Origin of the sequence: Rahnella sp. ATs2 (genome assembly GCF_051851855.1) — a bacterium.
Classification (GTDB): domain Bacteria; phylum Pseudomonadota; class Gammaproteobacteria; order Enterobacterales; family Enterobacteriaceae; genus Rahnella; species Rahnella variigena.
The window spans coordinates 118,014-138,630 of sequence record NZ_JBLYPL010000013.1 but is presented as its reverse complement, the minus strand read 5'-3'; the positions used below and the strand labels follow the sequence as shown (position 1 = coordinate 138,630).

At 53.8% G+C, this 20,617-nt stretch carries 16 protein-coding genes; 11 read left to right on the top strand and 5 right to left on the bottom strand.

Going from position 1 to position 20,617, the window contains the following annotated elements; translation table 11 throughout:
- Positions 1-12 precede the first annotated feature (12 nt).
- Positions 13-2,727 carry an autotransporter family protein gene (locus ACJY2G_RS15735; RefSeq protein ID WP_439291917.1) on the bottom strand — a complete coding sequence of 905 codons (2,715 nt, stop codon included), beginning with the start codon at positions 2,725-2,727 and terminating at the stop codon, positions 13-15.
- A gap of 399 nt (positions 2,728-3,126) precedes the next feature.
- Between ACJY2G_RS15735 and ACJY2G_RS15730 the strand changes: the two genes are divergently transcribed.
- The 5 genes from ACJY2G_RS15730 (at position 3,127) to gntR (ending at position 8,244) form a co-directional block, all read left to right on the top strand.
- Positions 3,127-3,450, top strand: a complete 324-nt coding sequence (locus ACJY2G_RS15730) for a PTS sugar transporter subunit IIB (RefSeq protein ID WP_112289202.1) — start codon at positions 3,127-3,129, stop codon at positions 3,448-3,450.
- Entirely contained in the window at positions 3,447-4,775 is a 1,329-nt protein-coding gene (locus ACJY2G_RS15725; protein WP_159281879.1) for a PTS sugar transporter subunit IIC, read from the top strand. The genes ACJY2G_RS15730 and ACJY2G_RS15725 overlap by 4 nt, the downstream gene beginning before the upstream one ends.
- Before the next feature lie 53 nt (positions 4,776-4,828).
- Positions 4,829-6,211, top strand: coding sequence for a glycoside hydrolase family 1 protein (locus ACJY2G_RS15720; RefSeq protein ID WP_430320437.1), 1,383 nt, complete (start codon positions 4,829-4,831; stop codon positions 6,209-6,211).
- Positions 6,212-6,224: 13 nt separating this feature from the next.
- Positions 6,225-7,142: a LacI family DNA-binding transcriptional regulator gene (locus ACJY2G_RS15715; RefSeq protein ID WP_120162643.1), complete on the top strand. Its 918-nt coding sequence runs from the start codon at positions 6,225-6,227 to the stop codon at positions 7,140-7,142.
- Between the two features lie 106 nt (positions 7,143-7,248).
- Positions 7,249-8,244, top strand: a complete 996-nt coding sequence (gene gntR / locus ACJY2G_RS15710) for a gluconate operon transcriptional repressor GntR (RefSeq protein ID WP_430320443.1) — start codon at positions 7,249-7,251, stop codon at positions 8,242-8,244.
- A 120-nt stretch (positions 8,245-8,364) separates the two neighbouring features.
- On the opposite strand, the gene ACJY2G_RS15705 is transcribed toward gntR, so the two are convergent.
- A complete protein-coding gene (locus tag ACJY2G_RS15705) occupies positions 8,365-8,880 on the bottom strand; it encodes a gluconokinase (protein WP_120162642.1) in 516 nt (171 codons plus the stop codon).
- A gap of 247 nt (positions 8,881-9,127) precedes the next feature.
- Here ACJY2G_RS15705 and gntT point away from each other — a divergent pair, with 247 nt between their 5' ends.
- Positions 9,128-10,444 (top strand): gluconate transporter, encoded by a 1,317-nt coding sequence (gene gntT, locus ACJY2G_RS15700; RefSeq protein ID WP_112289197.1) that lies wholly within the window; start codon positions 9,128-9,130, stop codon positions 10,442-10,444.
- Between the two features lie 57 nt (positions 10,445-10,501).
- Here gntT and nadS read toward each other — a convergent pair whose 3' ends face one another.
- The 3 genes from nadS to ACJY2G_RS15685 all read right to left on the bottom strand — a co-directional run bounded on the left by nadS (position 10,502) and on the right by ACJY2G_RS15685 (position 11,851).
- The gene (gene nadS / locus ACJY2G_RS15695; RefSeq protein ID WP_430320436.1) at positions 10,502-10,792 is read right to left on the bottom strand and encodes a NadS family protein; all 291 of its coding nucleotides are present in this window, start codon (positions 10,790-10,792) and stop codon (positions 10,502-10,504) included.
- 15 nt (positions 10,793-10,807) lie between these two features.
- Positions 10,808-11,131, bottom strand: a complete 324-nt coding sequence (locus ACJY2G_RS15690) for a hypothetical protein (protein ID WP_112289195.1) — start codon at positions 11,129-11,131, stop codon at positions 10,808-10,810.
- A gap of 126 nt (positions 11,132-11,257) precedes the next feature.
- Complete coding sequence (locus ACJY2G_RS15685; protein WP_430320435.1) at positions 11,258-11,851, bottom strand: YhgN family NAAT transporter; 594 nt, start codon at positions 11,849-11,851, stop codon at positions 11,258-11,260.
- Positions 11,852-12,061: 210 nt separating this feature from the next.
- Here ACJY2G_RS15685 and asd point away from each other — a divergent pair, with 210 nt between their 5' ends.
- From asd to glgA, 5 genes are all read left to right on the top strand, one after another.
- Positions 12,062-13,165: an aspartate-semialdehyde dehydrogenase gene (gene asd, locus ACJY2G_RS15680; RefSeq protein ID WP_113877229.1), complete on the top strand. Its 1,104-nt coding sequence runs from the start codon at positions 12,062-12,064 to the stop codon at positions 13,163-13,165.
- Between the two features lie 412 nt (positions 13,166-13,577).
- Positions 13,578-15,761, top strand: coding sequence for a 1,4-alpha-glucan branching protein GlgB (gene glgB / locus ACJY2G_RS15675; RefSeq protein ID WP_113877228.1), 2,184 nt, complete (start codon positions 13,578-13,580; stop codon positions 15,759-15,761).
- Positions 15,761-17,785: a glycogen debranching protein GlgX gene (gene glgX, locus ACJY2G_RS15670; protein WP_430320434.1), complete on the top strand. Its 2,025-nt coding sequence runs from the start codon at positions 15,761-15,763 to the stop codon at positions 17,783-17,785. Before glgB ends, glgX begins: the two co-directional genes overlap by 1 nt.
- Before the next feature lie 17 nt (positions 17,786-17,802).
- Entirely contained in the window at positions 17,803-19,080 is a 1,278-nt protein-coding gene (gene glgC, locus ACJY2G_RS15665; RefSeq protein ID WP_113877226.1) for a glucose-1-phosphate adenylyltransferase, read from the top strand.
- A 71-nt stretch (positions 19,081-19,151) separates the two neighbouring features.
- Positions 19,152-20,588, top strand: coding sequence for a glycogen synthase GlgA (gene glgA, locus ACJY2G_RS15660; protein WP_112289190.1), 1,437 nt, complete (start codon positions 19,152-19,154; stop codon positions 20,586-20,588).
- Positions 20,589-20,617: the final 29 nt, after the last annotated feature.

The window sequence follows — 20,617 nt, the reverse complement described above, 5'->3', positions numbered from 1 at the left end:
GTCCTGATTTCGTTATTTAAAGCTGACGTTAATGCCGATATTGCCCTGATAACCTTCCTGTTTACCGTCAAAACCCCGCAGATAATTGGCGCTGGCATACAAGGCTGCATTTTTGCTCAGCGTCGCAGTGATCCCTCCGCCCGCTTTCCAGGTACTTTGCGTGAAGTCAGGCGAAATACGGGTACTGGCGATAGTGACCGCGGGGGCATCGCTGAATGTCGATACCGCATCAAGGTTCAGGTACGGCGTAATGTTCGGCTGATCCACCTGCGGCAGATGGGAAAGTCGCACACCGGCCCGTGCCTGCACGCTGTTGTCAGTGGTTTTTTCTACCGAGGCTATCCCGTCGTTGAAGCCTTTCATGTGCAGATACTGATAAATCACCTGCGTCTGAGGTTCGAGTCGCCAGCTTTGGGTTATCGCCAACGGAATGCCGCCTTCGGCTGACAACGCCACCCCGTAGCCGTCCTGTTTAGCCTGCGTTTCACTCTGGAATTCGGTGTGGTAATCGGTGACTTGCCCGACGAAATCCAGATACGCGCCGCTGTCGGTCTTCACGGTGTAATAACCGCCAATGCCGTAAGCATCGGTAGACACATCTCCGGTATCGGTGGATTCACCCACCAGCCCGCGGGCGCTGTCCGAGCTGTTGGTTTTCTGATCCCCCAGCGAAATCATTATCCCGGCATGCACATTATTCCCGCGCGGTGTCTCATCCTGATACAAATCCTTGCCGATCTGGATATAACGGATGTCGCTGTCAAAACTGAAGCGTCCGATATCGTAATTATCATGCGCCCCGCCGATGCGGGCCCATGTGCCATCCTGAGCGCGTTTGACGCTGTCGCCGGTACGTTCGTGATAAGACCCCATTGAGCTAAAACCGTACTGCCGGTTAAGGAAGGGCGCGGCTATGTAACCCACGACATCCGTCCGGTAGGCGATCACTGGTTTAGGTATCGGTGTCGGTGTCGGTTGCGGTGTAGGTTCTGGTGCCGGATCAGGATCAGGCACCGGTTCCGGCGGCGGCACCGGCTCCAGATAAGTGCGCAAATACCAGTCTTTTGACGAACTGCTGCCGCCTTTATAGAGATAATAATCGTAGGCCCCGGCACTGACTTTTCTCAGCAATTTCAGTGACGATGTGTCATCGCCATCCACCTGCACCAGACGGATCCCGTCGCCTGTTGTCAGCGCGCCGCTGCCCCCGACATTACGCACCAGCACGCCAAATTGTCCGCTCGCGTTACCCTGAACATGCAGTGAATCGGTGGGGGAATTATCGCTGCCCAGTTGCGTGTTGAAATTCAGCGAACCGTTGCCGGAAAGCGTGCTGGCGTTAAGAGTGTGGAATTGCCCCTGCTGCGGTTGAGTGAAGTTCAGCAGACTGTTATCCATAGATAAATTAGTGAGTACTGAATCGCCGGTCAGATTCCACACCGACTGGTTATTCAGCGTCAGTGAGGAGAGATTTTGCACCGCGCCGGTCAGCACGGAGCCATCCAGCGTGACATCGGTTTTCGCCGTGGTCGCATTGATAATATTGCCGATAATCTGGCTTTTGCCGCTGACATTCACCGTGCTGGCACCGTTATCGGCAAAAGTCATCGCTGCATTAATCCCTAAAACGAGGGAAGCATTGTCGATGATCACCTGGGCAGCACCGTCGTAAATCTTACTGATCCCGACATTGCCACTGTTGATGGTCGCATTATCAATGCGCACTTTTTGCACCTGATCGGCTGTCATGGGGTCGGCATTCAGCGCCAGGCCGACAGAGGCGTTTCCAGGGGTGGAAATAAGCAGTCCGTCTGCCAGTGTCAGATCGTTGGCACCATTAATTGTTACGCCATTTGTTGCAGCCGCTTGTGTGGTAATGGAACCGCCGCTGACTTGCACCACGCTGTCGTTTTGCACCATCAGACCGTTGCTGTACTGCCCTAATGTGTGGATATCAACGTTCTTCATTTGCAAATTACCGAACGTCACTGCCACTGCATTACTCTGATCACTGTCCGTCACGATGGTTCCGCGATCATAAGTAACATTTGAAAAACGGTCAGCAGACCCGTCGATACTTATCCCCTCACGAACCTGAGACAAAATTGACGTATTCAGTAATGTGGCATCGGCATTGTTGATAGCTATTGCAGAACTGCTGGACATTCCCCCAAGATGATTAACGGTCAATCCCGTGGCATTCAGCGTTGCGCCCGTATTGACTTCAACGGCATTATCCGCATTATTGGCATTAATTGTGGTGTTAAGCATATTTGCCGTGGCATTCTCATTAATCACCAGTGCGGCACTATTTGAATTAATCGTTGCCTCGTTGATATTTAATACACTTCCTGTGTCCTGAACAGTGATGGCGTGAGAAATACCGGATGACGTGCTGTTGTGATTAATGACGGAATCTTTTCCGATATTAATTATCCCGCCATTTTGAGCAATGAGGGAGGAACTAAGCTGGCTGCCCGTTGCGTTAAACTGGTTGGCGAGTACAGTCAGTTCTGCGCCATTATTCACCATTATTCCATATTTTATCAACGGGTTATCCGCGACAATATTTTCGTTATCCTTTGTGGATAAGGTCAGCGTTTGATTGTTCGTGAGTAATAGCGGCAAAGAGTAATTTGCCGCACTGGCACTCATGATGGCTATATTTTGCAGACAGCACGCCAGCAGGATAAATCGGGTTATTTGACTGTATTTAAACGCCGGCATCGGGCATTCCTCAAAGAAAACAGGTAATGAATGCCGGACAATGTATTCAATAATCCTCAAACGATAAAATCATTCGATATCAATTTTTAACAGAACGCAGGCAATGATATTAATCGGATTTAGTTTTTATTTATGACACCGTAAAATATTTTATTGATATGTCATTTCATGCTGTAGTGATAATTGTTATTCGTTTTCTCTGTAGCGACACTTTTTTCCTGCGCGAATGACATTTGCTCAAAATGTGAAACATTTCACATCGCCGGACAATCTCCGTGAAATTTTATGAACAGGCTCGCACATTTTCCCGGAAACCATGGAAACCGGTTTCCATAACGCCTCAAATACCCTCAGCAAGCAGAAACGGGCAGAACATAAATCATCTGGGAGTGAAGCAAAATGAAAAGAATCATGCTTTGTTGTTCGGCGGGAATGTCGACCAGTTTATTAGTACGCAAAATGAAAGAAGTAGCGGCAGAGCGCGGCGAAGAAGTGCAGATCGACGCGTTCGGAGCCAGCGAGTTTGACGAAAAATTCCGTGATTATCAGGTCGTCCTGCTCGGGCCGCAGGTGCGTTATATGCAGGCTGATTTATCCAAAAGAGCCGCAGAATTCAATATTCCGGTAGAAACCATCAACATGATGGATTACGGCATGCAGCGCGGCGACAACGTGCTCGACTTCGCTTACGGCCTGATCGCACAGGAAGGAAGCCGCGTATGAGTGGCCTTTATCAGGCGATGGTTAACGTCATCGAAAAACACATCACGCCACTGGCGGGCAGCGTCGGTCAGCAACGGCATGTGATCGCCATTCGTGACGGGTTTATCGCGGCGTTGCCTTTCATGATTATCGGCTCATTCATGCTGGTGTTTATCTTCCCGCCTTTCTCGCCGGACACCACCTGGGGTTTCGCGCGCGGCTGGCTGGATTTGTCGCTGAAATACCGCGAGCAGCTGATGCTGCCGTGGTATCTGAGCATGGGCGTGATGACATTTTTCATCTCGGTGGGCATCGGCGCAAGTCTCGGTAAACACTACAAACTCGACCCGATCATGACCGGCTTGCTGGCGTTTATGGCGTTCCTGCTGGTGGCGGCGCCGTATCATGACAAACAAATCTCGACGCAATATTTCTCCGGCGAAGGCATTTTCACTGCGATCCTGACGGCGATTTATGCCGCTGAAGTGTATGCGCTGCTCAAACGCCGCAACATCACCATCCGTCTGCCGAAAGAAGTGCCGACCGGCGTGGCGCGTTCGTTTGAAATTCTGATCCCGGTGGTGGTGATTGTCGCCACGCTGCATCCGCTGAACCTGTTTATTCAGTCCACCACTGGCATGATTATTCCTGAAGCCATCATGCACTTGCTGGCACCGCTGGTTTCCGCATCCGATTCTTTGCCGGCAATTTTGATTTCGGTGTTTATCTGTCAGGTGCTGTGGTTTGCAGGCATTCACGGTGCGCTGATTGTGACCGGCATCATGAACCCGTTCTGGATGACCAATCTGGCGCTGAACCAGACGGCGTTACAGAACGGCGAGCCGCTGCCACATATCTATCTGCAAGGATTCTGGGATCACTATCTGCTGATTGGCGGCGTCGGTTCGACCCTGCCGCTGGCGATCCTGCTGCTGTGCAGTAAGGCCGTGCATCTGCGCACCATAGGCAAGATGGGCGTGGTGCCGAGCTTCTTCAACATCAACGAACCGATCCTGTTTGGTACGCCGATTATCATGAATCCGGTGTTCTTCCTGCCGTTCACTTTGGTACCGATGCTGAACGCAATTTTTGCGTATACCGCCACCAAACTGGGCTGGGTCGCGCAAGTGGTCTCGCTCACACCCTGGACAACGCCTGCGCCCATTGGTGCGTCATGGGCCGCAAACTGGGCATTCAGTCCGGTAATTATGTGCCTGTTCTGTATGGTGTTATCAGCCGTAATGTACTACCCGTTCCTGAAAGCCTATGAACGTACGTTGCTGAAACAGGAAGCGGAAAAAGCCACGGCACAAACGGCGGGCAATGCCGTGCCGGCAAACAGTTAAACAGCCAAATAATTCAGTTAAAAACGTAAAGCTAACGGACAGCGAGGATGACAATGAAATACGCATTTCCAAAAGAATTCTGGTGGGGCAGTGCCAGTTCAGCGCCGCAGACGGAAGGTGAAACCCTGAGCCACGGCAAAAGCGCGACGGTGTGGGATCACTGGTATTCACAGCAGCCGACACGTTTCCACAACGACGTGGGTCCGCAGGATACCTCGACGTTTTATAAAAACTGGCGCGAAGACATTGCTCTGCTGAAACAGCTGAACCACAACACGTTTCGCACGTCGATTTCCTGGGCGCGTTTGATCCCCAACGGACGCGGCGAAGTGAATCAGGAAGCGGTCACGTTTTATAATCAGGTGATCGACGAAATGCTGGTGCAGGGCGTGCAGCCGTTTATCAATCTGTTCCACTTTGATATGCCGATGGCGATGCAGGAAATCGGCGGCTGGGAAAACCGCGACGTCGTGCAGGCTTACGCAAAATATGCCGATACCTGTTTTGAGTTGTTCGGTGACCGCGTGAAGCACTGGTTCACCTTCAACGAACCGGTGGTGCCGGTGGAAGGCGGCTATCTGTATGACTTCCATTACCCGAATGTGGTGGATTTCAAACGTGCCGCCACGGTGGCGTATCACACCATGCTGGCGCATTCTCTGGCGGTGAAAGCCTATCGTGCCCGCAATACCGGTGGTGAAATCGGCATCATTCTTAACCTCACGCCGTCTTATCCGCGCTCGCAAAATCCGGCAGATGTGAAAGCCGCCAATATTGCGGATCTGATGTTTAACCGCAGTTTCCTCGATCCGGCGCTGCGCGGTGAATATCCGCAGGAGCTGGTGGAATTGCTGAAAAAACACGATCAGCTGCCGGTCTGTCAGCAGGGCGATAAAGAACTGCTGCAACAGGGCGTGGTAGATTTACTCGGCATTAACTATTACCAGCCGCGCCGTATTCAGTGCCGCGACAGTATGGTCAATCCGGAAAGTCCGTTTATGCCGGAATGGTTTTTCGATAACTACGTGATGCCGGGCCGTAAAATGAACCCGCACCGTGGCTGGGAAATCTACGAGCAGGGCATTTACGACATCCTCACCAATCTGCGTGAAAACTACGGCAATCCGCGCTGTTTCATTTCTGAAAACGGCATGGGCGTGGAGCATGAACTGCGCTTCGAAAAGGATGGCCGGATTGACGATGATTACCGCATTGAGTTCGTCAGCGGACATCTGAAATGGTTGCACCGGGCATTGCAGGAAGGCAGCGGCTGTCTCGGCTACCATATGTGGACATTTATTGACTGCTGGTCATGGATGAATGCCTATAAAAACCGGTATGGTTTCATCCAGCTGGATCTGGAAACCCAAAAACGCACAGTGAAGAAAAGCGGCGAATGGTTCGCGGCGGTGTCTAAAAACAACGGTTTCGACTAACACAAGGAAAGACATGGCAAACATTAACGACGTTTCGCGGCTGGCGAAGGTGTCGAAAGCGACGGTGTCCCGTGTTTTGAGTGGCAGCCGCGGTGTGAAAGAGGAAAGCCGCCTGGCCGTAATGCAGGCGGTGGAAACACTGCAATACAAACCGAGCGTGATTGCGCAGTCGCTGTCGACCCAGTCTACCGGCTGTATCGGCGTGATTTGTGCGACGGAAAACATTAACCAGTCCACCGGTTATCTGCACGCGCTGGAAAAAGAGCTGCGGCTGAATCAGAAGTATTTGCTGTTGCGGTTTGCCACCGACGCCGCAAGCCTTACGCATTCCGTGGACGAAATCGGGCGCGGTCTGTGCGATGCGATGATTGTGATTGGCGCGCGATTTGCGTTGCCGGCATTGCCTGAAAACGTCATCACCATTGATTGTCTGGATGCGGATTCAGCGCGCAGTATTCATTTTGACCGCAGCTTTGCGGCCGAAACCGCCTGCCAGTATGTGCTCAAACAAGGGCGCAGACAGATTGCGCTGATCAATACGGAGAGTCATGAAACTGCCGGGCAAATCTTGCAGGGATATCATCTCGCGCTGGAGAAATTCCTGCTGCCTTATGACCGGCGGCTGGTACACAGCGGCGGACAGGCATTGTCGCAACTGCTGGCACAGAACGTGCCGTTCAACGCGCTGCTGGTGCCGGACGATGCCACCGCGCAGGACGCACTCCGTCAGCTTGCACAGCACGGGCGTGCCGTGCCTGAAAATGTGATGGTATTCAGCCTCGACAGCACGCTGCCGCCGGGTGTTTCTGCCGTTCCGGCAATTGCCTATCCGCTGGAAACACTGGCACAACGTGCGATGGCGTTACTGACCGGTCAGTTTTCCGCAAACCTCCGCGCACCGGTTCGCGGTCAGCTTTCCCTGCCATCCTGACAAACCTCTCATGTCGCGCAGCAACGGATATCCGCCTGCGCGATTGTTTGCTAACATCACACTCTGATCCCTTAACCTTTTCAGCGGCACCATCTCATTGATGAATATCAAGAAAAAAAGACCCGTACTCCAGGATGTTGCCGACAAGGTGGGCGTCACCAAAATGACGGTCAGCCGTTATTTGCGCAATCCTGAACAGGTTTCCGGTGCGTTGCAGGAAAAGATTTCTGCGGCGCTCGATGAGCTGGGTTACATCCCCAACCGCGCACCGGATATTCTTTCCAATGCGAAAAGCCGCGCCATCGGCGTTTTGCTGCCGTCGCTGACCAACCAGGTGTTCGCCGAAGTGCTGCGCGGCATCGAAAGCGTGACCGATATTCACGGCTACCAGACCATGCTGGCGCACTACGGCTACAGCCAGGAGCGCGAAGAACAGCGTCTGACCTCGCTGCTTTCCTACAATATCGACGGGCTGATTTTGTCCGAACGCCATCACACGGCGCGTACGCTGAAGATGATTGAAGTGGCCGGTATTCCGGTGGTGGAAATGATGGACTGCGTATCGCCGTGCGTCGATCTGGCGGTCGGGTTTAACAACTTTGAGGCCGCCCGCCAAATGACCCAGCAAATTATCGCCCGCGGCCATCGGCATGTGGTGTATTTCGGCGCGCGTCAGGACGAACGTACGATTATCAAACAGCAAGGTTACGAGCAGGCGATGCGCGAATCCGGGCTGAAGCCTTACAGCGTGATGACCAGCCGCTCCTCGAGTTACAGCGCGGGCGCGGAATTACTGCGTCAGGCGCAAAAAGACTGGCCGAAAATCGACAGTATTTTCTGCACCAACGATGACCTTGCGGCGGGCGCATTCTTTGAATGCCAGCGTCAGGGACTGAAAATCCCTTCACAAATGGCGATTGCTGGTTTCCACGGTCACAACATGGGACAGGCGATGGAACCGCCGCTGGCAAGCGTACTCACGCCGCGCGAAAGAATGGGGCAGATTTCCGCCGAACGCCTGCTGGCGAGATTACGCGGCGAAGAAGTAGTGCCGAGGATGGTGGATGTCGGATTTACGATATCTGCGGGTGGAAGTATCTGATCTTTTACTCCTTCCCCTCTCACGAGGGGAAGGCTGGGATGGGGTGTGGGTTTTGCAGATGACAGCGCTGCCATTAAAACCCCCTCCCGACCTCCCCCTTCGCAGGGGGAGGAGAAAGTCTTACTTCTGTACTGTCTTCAGTGCTGCAATACAACGATCCACCACACCTTCAAACTTGTGATCGATATTCACGCGCAACACATCCGGTTCATCATCGCCCGGTTCTTCGAGGGCATCGAACTGGCTGCGCAGTAAATCGGTCGGCATAAAATGTCCGGCGCGGGCTTTCAGGCGGTCGGCAATCACGTCAAAACTGCCTTTCATGTAGATGAACACCATGCCTTCGTTGTCTTTACGCAGCGCGTCGCGGTAGCGGCGTTTCAGCGCAGAACAGACAATAATGCCGGTTTCATTTTTATGGCGCAGGCTGTAAGCCGCGTCGTTCAGGCGCAATAACCACGGCGCACGGTCGTCGTCGTTGAGTGGCGTGCCGCTGGCCATTTTCTGGATATTGGCGCGGGGATGAAGATCATCGCCGTCGATAAATTTCGCGTTAATTTCACGGGCCAGTGCCGCGCCGACGGTGGATTTACCGCTGCCTGACACGCCCATCAGAATGATGCTTTGTCCTGCCATAAGTATGATCTCTATCCCAAAATGAACATTTTGACTGCGTAGTGAGTCCTAATATTAGCATGTTACCGGTATCATGATACCGGTAACAAATGGAGATGTGACTAATATCACAAAGGAATGCACTGCTGTTTTAGCGGTCGCGGTCTGTACCCGTTGCACTGTTAATTCCTACAACATGTTGAAAATTAAAAACAATGCGTCACCCGGTTTTTAGCCATACCGCAGTGACAGCATGAGGGGAAAGAATATGCCATTAGTTATTGTAGCGGTGGGTGTCGCACTGCTGTTGTTACTTATGATCCGATTTAAGCTTAATGGCTTCATTGCACTGATCCTGGTCGCGCTGGCGGTGGGTATCATGCAGGGAATGCCGGTCGACAAAGTCATCACGTCGATCAAAAACGGGGTAGGCGGCACGCTCGGCAGTCTGGCGCTGATCATGGGCTTCGGTGCCATGCTCGGAAAAATGCTGGCGGACTGCGGCGGTGCGCAGCGCATCGCGACCACGCTTATCGAAAAGTTTGGCCGTGAACACATTCAGTGGGCGATTGTGCTGACTGGTTTTATCGTCGGTTTTGCGCTGTTCTATGAAGTCGGCTTCGTGCTGATGCTGCCACTGGTATTTACCGTGGCGGCGGCGGCGCGTCTGCCACTGCTGTATGTCGGTGTGCCGATGGCGGCTGCATTGTCCGTGACGCACGGTTTCCTGCCTCCGCACCCTGGCCCGACAGCGATTGCCACCATTTTCCATGCGGATATGGGCAAAACCCTGCTGTATGGCTCACTGCTGGCGGTGCCGACGGTCATTCTGGCCGGTCCGGTGTATGCGCGTTTCCTGAAAGGGATCGACAAACCGGTTCCGGAAGGCCTGTTTAACCCGAAAACCTTCACGGAAGAAGAGATGCCTGGCTTTGGCGTCAGCGTCGCGACGTCACTGGTGCCGGTCATTCTGATGGCATTCCGTGCGGTCTGCGAAATGATCCTGCCGAAAGGCCATCCGGTACTGGCTTACGCTGAGTTCTTTGGCGATCCGGTAATGGCCACGCTGATTGCGGTACTCATCGCTATCTTCACCTTCGGCCTGAACCGCGGTCGTAAGATGGATGAAGTGATGGCAACCGTCAGCGATTCCATCAAAATCATCGCCATGATGTTGTTAATCATCGGCGGTGGCGGCGCGTTCAAACAGGTGCTGGTGGACAGCGGTATTGAAAAATACATCGCCGCCCTGATGCACGGCAGCAACCTTTCGCCAATCCTGCTGGCGTGGTCAATTGCGGCAGTGCTGCGTATCGCACTGGGTTCTGCTACCGTTGCCGCGATTACCGCGGGCGGCATTGCTGCGCCACTGATCGCGACCACCGGCGTCAGCCCTGAACTGATGGTGATCGCCGTCGGTTCCGGCAGCGTGATTTTCTCGCACGTCAACGATCCGGGTTTCTGGTTGTTCAAGGAGTACTTCAACCTGAGCATCGTCGAAACCTTTAAATCCTGGTCAGTGCTGGAAACCATCATTTCCCTGTGCGGCCTGGGCGGATGCCTGTTGCTGTCGATGGTCGTCTGACGACAGATTGTTAGCATAAAAAAGGCGAGCCGCGTGGCTCGCCTTTTTTACATCATTTTAAATTGTTTTAAGCGTCTGGATAATTTGCGGATTCAGTTCCAGCATTTTCAACAGTTTCAATGCTGCGCCATTTGGCAAACGCTTTTGTTGTTCCCATGCCTGCACCAGCGAGGGAGAAACACCAAGCAGCCGGGCGAACTCATCCTGTTTAACACCTGCTTTTGTGCGAATTTGTTTTACTTCAGGCATGGAAATACGCGTGATATGCGCAGGTGCCATCCCACCTTTACGGATCGCGATCATTTCTTCAGCGGATTGTCGCAATTCTTCAAAGAATTCTTTCGTCATGGTCTATCTCCTGTGTCACGACAGACTTCGTACAATGTTTTTCAAAATCGATTTTTCGCTTTCCGTCAGAGAATCTTTCTCACTCTTGGGATAAACCAGCAGCATGTAAATCTGACCATCAGCGCACAGGTAATAATAAATCGCCCGCACACCTGCACTTTTCCCCCGACGATGGTTACCCCAGCGGACTTTTCTGCAACCGCCCGTCCCGACGATCAAAGCCCCTGCATCGGGATAATGCGTGAGGTATTCCTGAAACTGGCGATATTCCTCCTCAGTCAGCAGCTCTTTGCATTTGCGGCTAAAAGTCGGGGTTTCGATAAACTCCAGATATTCCATATGACTCATTCCATGACTCAAGATGGCAGGATAATACTCTCACAGGGTAAGAGTTCAACGCGAGGTTTTTCTCGTCAGAAACGAAAAAGGCGAGCCACGTTGCTCGCCTTTTCGTTTCTTCTGTCGCTAAATCTTCAAATACGCCCTGATTCCATCGAGGAACATCTGCGTTGAGAGCATGACCAGAATCAGGCCCATCAGGCGTTCGAGGGCGCTGACGCCTTTGTCGCCGAGCAGTCGCAGGAACAAATTCGACAGCAGAAGAATGGCCATCGACAGGCCCCAGGCGATGAACAGGGCCAGCGTTAAGTGGCTCATCTGATTCGGATACTGGTGCGAAAGCAGCATCAGCGTGGCGAGAATCGACGGACCGGCCACCAGCGGGATCGCCATCGGCACGAGGAAGGGTTCTTCACCGGCAGGCAGGCCGCTGCTGCTTTTCTCTTCCGACGGGAAAATCATTTTGATAGCAATCAGGAACAGAATGATACCGCCGGAAATCGACACGGTTTCGGTGCGCAGATTCAGGAACGACAGGATTTTTTCACCGGCGAACAGGAAAATCAGCATCAGGATAAGCGCGATCAGCATTTCGCGCATCAGCACCACTCTGCGACGTTTCGGGTCGAGATGTTTTAAGACCGACATAAAAATCGGTAAGTTGCCCAGCGGATCCATAATTAAAAACAGCAAAATGGTTGCTGAAATCATTTCGGTCATAACTACCTCAGAAAAAATGCCTGTTATAAGTTGCGCTGCTATTAAAGGCTGCACTATTGATTAAATTCACTTGCCACTTCTACTACATTTTGTAAGGTGGTAGACCCGCGCGTTAACGGGGCACAGTGCATCAAAACAGGCACTCGCTTAGTGCAAACGCGCGTTCAGGCTGTTTTAAGCAGTTATCACCCTCAGGGCAGGACAGATATTATGAAAAATGTAGGTTTCGTTGGCTGGCGTGGAATGGTTGGTTCTGTACTCATGCAACGTATGATTGAAGAACGCGATTTCGACGCTATCCGTCCGGTATTCTTCTCCACCTCTCAGCACGGTCAGGCCGCGCCTTCTTTCACGGGTCAGTCTGGGACCTTGCAGGATGCCTATGATCTGGACGCACTGAGTGCGCTGGACATTATCATCACCTGTCAGGGCGGCGATTATACCAATGAAATCTATCCTAAGCTGCGTGAAATCGGTTGGTCCGGCTACTGGATTGACGCAGCTTCCTCTCTGAGAATGGAAGATGACGCGATAATCATCCTCGACCCGGTCAACAGCGCCGTGATCCATCAGGGTATCGACAAAGGTATCAAAACCTTTGTGGGCGGTAACTGTACCGTCAGCCTGATGCTGATGTCGCTCGGCGGCCTGTTCGCCAATGACCTTATCGAATGGGCATCTGTCGCCACCTATCAGGCGGCATCCGGCGGCGGCGCGCGTCACATGCGTGAACTGCTGACCCAGATGGGCATGCTGCATAACAGCGTGGCGAAAGAGCTGGAAAACCCGGCATCGGCGATTCTGGATATCGAACGTAACGTCACTGCGCTGACCCGCAGCGGCACATTGCCGACCGATAACTTCGGTGTTCCGCTGGCAGGCGGTCTGATCCCGTGGATCGACAAACAGCTCGATAACGGCCAGACCAAAGAAGAGTGGAAAGGTCAGGCGGAAACCAACAAAATTCTCGGCACTTCCAGCATTATTCCGGTGGATGGCCTGTGTGTCCGTATCGGCGCGCTGCGCTGCCATAGCCAGGCATTCACCCTGAAGCTGAAAAAAGACGTGTCGATTCCAGAAATCGAACAGATGCTGGCATCGCACAATGACTGGGTTCGCGTGATCCCGAATGACCGTGAACTGTCGATGCGCGAACTGACCCCAGCGGCGGTAACCGGCACCATGAACACGCCGGTGGGCCGTCTGCGTAAACTGAATATGGGGCCGCAATATCTGTCGGCGTTCACCGTCGGTGACCAGCTGCTGTGGGGCGCGGCAGAACCTTTACGCCGTATGCTGCGCATCCTTTTGTAAGGTGAAAACTGCCCTGTTTTCTTTGTAAATATTTCCCCCGCGGGACACCAGCACGGTGTCCCGTTTTTATTTAAGCCTTCAATAACTTCCGCCGTTTCTCTCCCCGTCCGCAGCGCTTTTTACTGTATTTTTCTTTTTCAAAAATTTGTCCATATTTGAACTCCTTAACGCCCTGCCTTTTTTAATCTTTGTCTATGCTTAGTAGAAGAGCTCTGCCTTTTTGAGAAGCGGAATTAGAGACTTATTTGGAAATTGTGAACACAGGCGCACTGGCGCATTTTTTGGCAAAACTGAAGTACCGCCAGATCACAATGCAACGATAAAAAGGGGAGCACACTTAACTTACGGTCGTATTGAATATCTGAATGATTTTATTTGATTTATTGATTTAATTAATCATAGGACGAAATGCATGTCTGTACTTCCCGATCAGCACGTCATTAATCAAATTATATCTGGCCACTACGCTGATCCTTTTTCTCTTTTGGGAATGCATTCTGTCGCTGCCGGGCTGGAAGTACGTGCCCTGTTGCCGGATGCCGATCAGGTCTGGGTTATTGATGTAGAAAAAGGCAAGCAGGTGGCAGAACTGCGCCGTTATGACGAGCGCGGTTTCTTTGTCGGCCTGATCCCACGTCGTAAAAATGCGTTCCGTTACAAGCTGGAAGTCCGCTGGGGCGAGGATCGCCATGTGATTGACGACCCGTACCGGTTCGGCACGTTGTTGCAGGAGCTGGATATCTGGCTGCTGGCAGAAGGCACGCATCTGCGGCCGTATGAGAAACTCGGTGCGCATCCGCAAACGCTGGACGATGTCGAAGGCGTCAGTTTCGCGGTCTGGGCACCGAATGCCACCCGGATTTCCGTGGTGGGTGAATTCAACTTCTGGGATGGCCGCCGTCACCCGATGCGTCAGCGCCGTGAAAACGGCATCTGGGAATTATTCATTCCTGCCGTCCGCGAAGGTCAGCTGTATAAATTTGAAATTATCGACTGCCGTGGCAATGTCAGTCTGCGTGCCGATCCTTATGCCTTTGAGGCGCAGATGCGTCCGGACACCGCCTCGTGCGTGCGTAAATTACCGGATGTTGTGCCGCATTCAGAAAGCAGAAAGAAAGCAAATGCGCTGAATCAGCCCGTTTCTGTCTATGAAGTGCATCTGGGTTCCTGGCGTCGTCATACCGATGACAATTTCTGGCTCAGCTATGGCGAGCTGGCCGAGCAGTTAGTGTCCTATGCCAAATGGATGGGCTTCACGCATATCGAACTGATGCCGGTCAACGAGCATCCGTTCGACGGTAGCTGGGGTTATCAGCCGCTGGGTATGTACGCGCCGACCCGTCGTTTCGGCACGCCGATGGAGTTCAAAGCCTTTATCGATGCCGCGCATAACGCCGGTCTGAATGTGATCCTCGACTGGGTGCCGGGGCATTTCCCGAGCGATGCCTACGGGCTGGCGCAGTTCGACGGCACCGCGCTGTACGAATATGCCGATCCGCGCGAAGGTTATCATCAGGACTGGAACACGCTGATTTATAACTATGGCCGCCATGAAGTGCGTAACTATCTGGCCGGCAATGGTTTTTACTGGATTGAACGCTTCGGCATTGACGGTCTGCGCGTTGATGCCGTGGCGTCGATGATTTACCGCGATTACAGCCGTAAAGCCGGCGAGTGGATCCCCAATTATTACGGCGGCCGCGAAAACCTCGAAGCTATTTCTTTCCTGAAATACACCAACCATACGATTGGCAAGGAACTCGGCGGCGCAGTGACGCTGGCCGAAGAATCGACTGATTATCCGGGCGTCACCATGCCGCCGGACGCGAACGGACTGGGCTTCCATTACAAATGGAATCTGGGCTGGATGCACGACTCGCTGACGTATATGCAGCTCGATCCGGTTCACCGCAAATACCACCACAATCTCATGACGTTTGGCGTGCTTTACGCCTACAGCGAGAACTTCATGCTGCCGCTTTCGCACGATGAAGTGGTACACGGTAAAAAATCCCTGCTGGATAAAATGCCCGGCGACGTCTGGCAGAAGTTTGCCAACCTGCGCGCCTATTACGGCTTTATGTGGGCGCATCCGGGCAAAAAACTGCTGTTTATGGGTGGTGAATTTGCGCAGGGGCGTGAGTGGAATTTCGACGCCAGCCTCGACTGGCATCTGCTGGACGACGCGACCGGCTGGCACAGCGGCGTGCAGCATCTGGTGCGCGACCTGAACCTGACGTATCAGGCCAACGCACCGCTATATGAACTGGATTACAACCCGCGTGGCTTTGAATGGCTGGTGGTCGATGACCATGAAAACTCTATTTTCGCCTTTGCACGTCGCGACGAAAACGGCGGTGAAATCATCGTTATCAGCAATTTCACGCCGGTGCCCCGTGAGCACTATCGCATCGGCATTAGCCGCCCTGGCCGTTACCGTGAAATTCTTAACACCGATTCGCATTTCTACCGTGGCAGCAATGTCGGCAACGGCTGCGACGTTTACAGCGAAAACACCGGTCATCATCAGCGTGAACATTCCATCAGCGTAACGATCCCGCCGCTGGCGACGGTCTATTTGCGAAGGGAGGCGTAATGAAACAGCTCGCGACCGGTCAGCCCGCGCCTTTTGGTGCGCATCTCAGAGATAACGGCGTCAATTTTTGCCTGTACTCCGCGCATGCGGAGAAAGTGGAATTATGTCTTTTTGATGAGACCGGCAGCGAGCAGCACCTGCCTTTACCGGGGCGCACCGGAAATCTCTGGCACGGTTTTTTGCCCGACGCCAAAGCCGGACAGCGTTACGGTTACCGCATTTACGGACCGTTCGACCCGAAAAATGGCCATCGTTTTAACCCGAAAAAAGTGCTGATTGATCCCAGCGCACGGGCCGTTGACGGTGTGCTGCATGACAATGCGCGCTTTACCGGCGGCACTGACGCACCGGACGATAAAGACAGCGCCGTGGTTGCGCCAAAATCTGTCGTCGTTGCCGGGAATTTCGACTGGGGCGATGACAAACCGCCCGCAATACCCTGGGGCGAAACGGTGATTTACGAGGCGCATGTACGCGGCCTGACCCGCCAGCACCCGCGTATTCCGGCGGCCATTCGCGGCACCTACGCCGGACTGGCGCATCCGGTCATGCTCGAGTATTTACAGCATCTGGGCGTGACGGCGATTGAGCTTTTGCCGGTGCAACATCATGCCGATGAGCCGCGTTTGCAAAAACTGGGGCTGAGTAATTACTGGGGCTACAACGTGCTGGCGCCGTGCGCCGTGGACCCGCGTTATGCCAGCGGACAGGGCGGTGTGTCAGCGCTGAATGAGTTTAAATCGGCGGTTAAAGCCCTGCATCAGGCCGGTATCGAAGTGATCCTCGACGTGGTGTTCAATCACAGTGCTGAGCTGGATATCGACGGGCCGTTTATCTCGTTTCGCGGCATCGACAATGCCAGTTATTACTGGCTCAACGAAGACGGTTCCGATAACAACATGACCGGCTGTGGCAACACGCTGCGCCTGATGGACGACGAAGTCATCGCCTGGACAATTGACTGCCTGAATTACTGGGTGCGTGAATGTCACGTCGATGGTTTCCGTTTTGATTTAGCCACCGTTCTTGGCAGAACGCCGGAGTTCAGCCCGCAATCGCCGCTGTTCAACGCCATTAAGCAGGATGCCGTTCTCTCACAGGTCAAACTGATTGCAGAACCCTGGGATATCGGCACCGGCGGCTATCAGCTCGGCAATTTCCCGCCCCCGTTTGCTGAATGGAGCGATATCTGGCGCGACGATATGCGTCAGTTCTGGCTGCACGGCGATATTTCTCTCGGCCAGTTTGCCGGACGTCTGGCGGCCTCCGCCGACAAATTCAATCCCGCACAGCGCGAACCCTGGGCCAGCGTAAATATGCTGACGGCACACGACGGTTTCACGCTGCGCGATCTCGTGAGTTTTAACCAGAAACACAACCAGGCCAACGGCGAAGAAAACCGCGATGGCCACAATGAAAATTTCAGCCAAAACCACGGCGAAGAAGGGCTGGAGGCGTCTGCACACGTTCTGCAACAGCGCCGTCTCAGTCAGCGTGCTTTGCTGGCGACGCTGTTTCTGTCACAGGGCACGCCGATGTTGCTGGCCGGTGACGAGCAGGGTAACAGCCAGTCGGGCAACAACAACGCCTATTGTCAGGACAATCCGCTGACCTGGCTCGACTGGGAAAATGCCGATGAAAGCCTGACGGCCTATACCTCTGCGCTGATTGCCCTGCGCCGGAAAATTCCGGCACTGACGCAAAACCGCTGGTGGCAGGAAGGCAGTGAAGATGTGCAATGGCTGAATCAACAGGGGCAACCGATGAGCCCCGGCGACTGGGAACAGGGGCCGCAGCAATGGCTGCAAATCTGTCTGTCTCAGCGCTGGTTGCTTATCGTCAATGCTTCGCTGCACGAGGTTGATTTGCAGCTGCCGCCGGGAAACTGGCAGCCGGTTGCACCGTTCAACAGCGTGCTTTTTGATGAGGAACCCCGGCGTGTCATGGAAGGCTCGCAATGGCGGGCAGCAGCAAAAAACCTCTGTGTCCTACAAGATTTCACTCCACAGAGCCGGTCATTATAAAAACAAAGGAGTCAGATATGGCGACATTAGACAACCGGGACCCGGTCATGCTGGCACGACAGTTGCCGCTGAAATCCGTGGCGTTAATCCTTGCCGGGGGACGTGGTTCAAGACTGAAAGATTTGACCGCAACCCGGGCTAAACCCGCCGTCCACTTCGGCGGGAAATTCCGCATCATTGATTTTGCCCTGTCGAATTGCCTGAACTCCGGCATTCGCCGCATCGGTGTCATTACGCAATATCAGTCGCACACGCTGGTTCAGCATATTCAGCGCGGATGGTCTTTCTTCAATGAAGAAATGAACGAGTTCGTGGATTTACTGCCCGCGCAGCAACGCCACAGCACCGAGCACTGGTACAAAGGCACCGCCGATGCGGTGTATCAGAATCTGGATATTATCCGCCGCTATAACGCCGAATTTGTGGTGATCCTGGCGGGCGATCATATCTACAAAATGGACTACTCGCGGATGCTGATCGACCATGTGCAGAAGGGCGGTGAATGTACCGTCGCCTGCCTGGAAGTGCCGCGCGCTGAGGCCAGCGAGTTCGGGGTTATCGGCGTCACTGAGGATTATCACATCACCAGTTTCGTCGAAAAACCGAAAGACCCGCCAGCGATGCCCGGCAATCCCGATATGGCGCTGGCGAGCATGGGCATCTACATTTTTAATGCGGACTATCTGTTTCGTATGCTCGAAGAAGACATGGCCAGTGAGGAATCCAGCCATGATTTCGGCAAAGACCTGATCCCGAAACTGACCCGTCAGGGCGTTGCCCGTGCGCATCCGTTCGGACTTTCCTGCGTAACGCAAAACGATGACGCGCCGCCGTACTGGCGTGATGTCGGTACGCTCGACGCCTACTGGCGCGCTAATCTGGATCTGGCGTCAGTCACGCCGGAGCTGGATATGTACGACCGCGACTGGCCGATCCGCACGCACATGGAGCCATTACCACCGGCCAAATTTGTGCAGGATCGCTCAGGCAGCCACGGTATGACCATGAACTCGCTGGTGGCTGGCGGCGTGATTGTCTCCGGTTCAGTGGTGGTGCATTCGGTGCTGTTCCCGCGGGTACGCGTTAACTCTTTCTGCAACATTGATTCGACGATTATTTTGCCGGATGTGAACGTGGGGCGTTCATGCCGCTTACGTAAATGCGTCATCGACCGCGCCTGTCAGATCCCCGAAGGCATGGTGATTGGCGAGAACGCGGATGAAGACAGCCGCCGGTTCTATCGTTCCGAAGGCGGCGTGGTGCTGGTCACGCGCGCGATGCTGGCGAAACTATAAACAGATATTAGAAAGCACGACTTTTCGTCATCCCGGTATTGCCGGGATGACCGGGATAATCAGGAGCGCGAATGCAGGTTTTACATGTTTGTTCCGAGCTGTTTCCGCTGTTAAAAACGGGCGGCCTTGCTGACGTCGCCGGTGCACTGCCCGCCGCTCAGATTGCGGAGGGCGCGGATGTCCGCGTGCTCATTCCAGGTTTTCCTGATGTCAAAAAAGGACTGGGAGAAACGCAGGTCATCGGCACGCTGGCGACCTTTGCCGGGCATGTCACCCTTTCACTGGGTTACTTTGATGGCGTGGGTATTTATGTGATTGATGTGCCCGGTTTGTACGATCGCCCCGGCAGCCCGTATCACGATCAATCGTCTTTTGCCTACCCGGATAACCATCTGCGCTTTGCGTTGCTGAGCTGGATGGCCTGCGAGCTGGCACTGAATTTTGACCCGCACTGGAAGCCGGATATCGTCCATTCTCACGACTGGCACGCCGGGCTGTGTTCCGCCTATATCCGCGCCCGAAACGCGCCGGTACGTACCGTGTTTACGGTGCATAATCTGGCGTTTCAGGGGCTGTTCTTCGCACATCATCTCGATGAACTTTATATCCCGCGCGAATTCTTCCAGATGCACGGGCTGGAATTCTACGGCCAGATTTCTTTCCTGAAAGCCGGTCTGTTCTATTCCGACCATGTCACCACCGTCAGCCCGACCTACGCCAAAGAGATTACCCGGCCGGAGTTTGGTTACGGCATGGAATCGCTGCTGCTGGAGCGTGAAATGCAGGGGCGGCTGACCGGTATTCTTAACGGCGTCGATGAAGCCATCTGGCAGCCGCGCGACGACGTGCTGCTGTCGGCGCGTTACGACGCTGATGATTTGCGATCCAAAGCGGTCAACAAAGCCTATCTGCAACGGGCGATGGGGCTGGATGTGGATGATTCGCGTCTGGTCTTCGCGGTCGTCAGCCGCCTGACCAGCCAGAAAGGGCTGGATCTGGTGCTTGAAGCCTTGCCGGATTTACTCGAACGCGGCGGTCAGCTGGCGCTGTTAGGCGCGGGTGACGCGGTGTTGCAACAGGCATTCCTGGCGGCAGCGGCGGACAATCCGGGGCAGGTCGGCGTGCAGCTCGGTTATCACGAAGCGTTTTCCCACCGCATCATCGGCGGGGCGGACGTCATCATGGTGCCGAGCCGTTTCGAGCCGTGCGGATTAACCCAACTTTACGGACTCAAATACGGCACCTTGCCGCTGGTACGTCGTACCGGCGGGCTGGCCGACACGGTAGTCGATTGTGCGCTGGAAAATCTGGCCGACGGAACTGCCAGTGGTTTTGTGTTTGAAGAAGCAACGGGGAAATCGCTCGGAAATGCGATCCGCCGCGCATTTGTTTTGTGGAGCCGTCCTAAGCACTGGCGACACGTACAACAACACGCCATGGGTATTGATTTTGGCTGGAAGGTGGCTGCACAGGAATATCTCACCCTGTATAACCGCCTGATGTCCTGACCCCTGAACGCAGCTAATTTGATCGGGAA

Coding starts and splice junctions, on each gene's coding strand:
- ACJY2G_RS15735 (WP_439291917.1), bottom strand. CDS start 2,727: ATGCCGGCGTTTAAATACAGTCAAATAACCCGATTTATCCTGCTGGCG.
- ACJY2G_RS15730 (WP_112289202.1), top strand. CDS start 3,127: ATGAAAAGAATCATGCTTTGTTGTTCGGCGGGAATGTCGACCAGTTTA.
- ACJY2G_RS15725 (WP_159281879.1), top strand. CDS start 3,447: ATGAGTGGCCTTTATCAGGCGATGGTTAACGTCATCGAAAAACACATC.
- ACJY2G_RS15720 (WP_430320437.1), top strand. CDS start 4,829: ATGAAATACGCATTTCCAAAAGAATTCTGGTGGGGCAGTGCCAGTTCA.
- ACJY2G_RS15715 (WP_120162643.1), top strand. CDS start 6,225: ATGGCAAACATTAACGACGTTTCGCGGCTGGCGAAGGTGTCGAAAGCG.
- ACJY2G_RS15705 (WP_120162642.1), bottom strand. CDS start 8,880: ATGGCAGGACAAAGCATCATTCTGATGGGCGTGTCAGGCAGCGGTAAA.
- gntT (WP_112289197.1), top strand. CDS start 9,128: ATGCCATTAGTTATTGTAGCGGTGGGTGTCGCACTGCTGTTGTTACTT.
- nadS (WP_430320436.1), bottom strand. CDS start 10,792: ATGACGAAAGAATTCTTTGAAGAATTGCGACAATCCGCTGAAGAAATG.
- ACJY2G_RS15690 (WP_112289195.1), bottom strand. CDS start 11,131: ATGGAATATCTGGAGTTTATCGAAACCCCGACTTTTAGCCGCAAATGC.
- ACJY2G_RS15685 (WP_430320435.1), bottom strand. CDS start 11,851: ATGACCGAAATGATTTCAGCAACCATTTTGCTGTTTTTAATTATGGAT.
- asd (WP_113877229.1), top strand. CDS start 12,062: ATGAAAAATGTAGGTTTCGTTGGCTGGCGTGGAATGGTTGGTTCTGTA.
- glgB (WP_113877228.1), top strand. CDS start 13,578: ATGTCTGTACTTCCCGATCAGCACGTCATTAATCAAATTATATCTGGC.
- glgX (WP_430320434.1), top strand. CDS start 15,761: ATGAAACAGCTCGCGACCGGTCAGCCCGCGCCTTTTGGTGCGCATCTC.
- glgC (WP_113877226.1), top strand. CDS start 17,803: ATGGCGACATTAGACAACCGGGACCCGGTCATGCTGGCACGACAGTTG.
- glgA (WP_112289190.1), top strand. CDS start 19,152: ATGCAGGTTTTACATGTTTGTTCCGAGCTGTTTCCGCTGTTAAAAACG.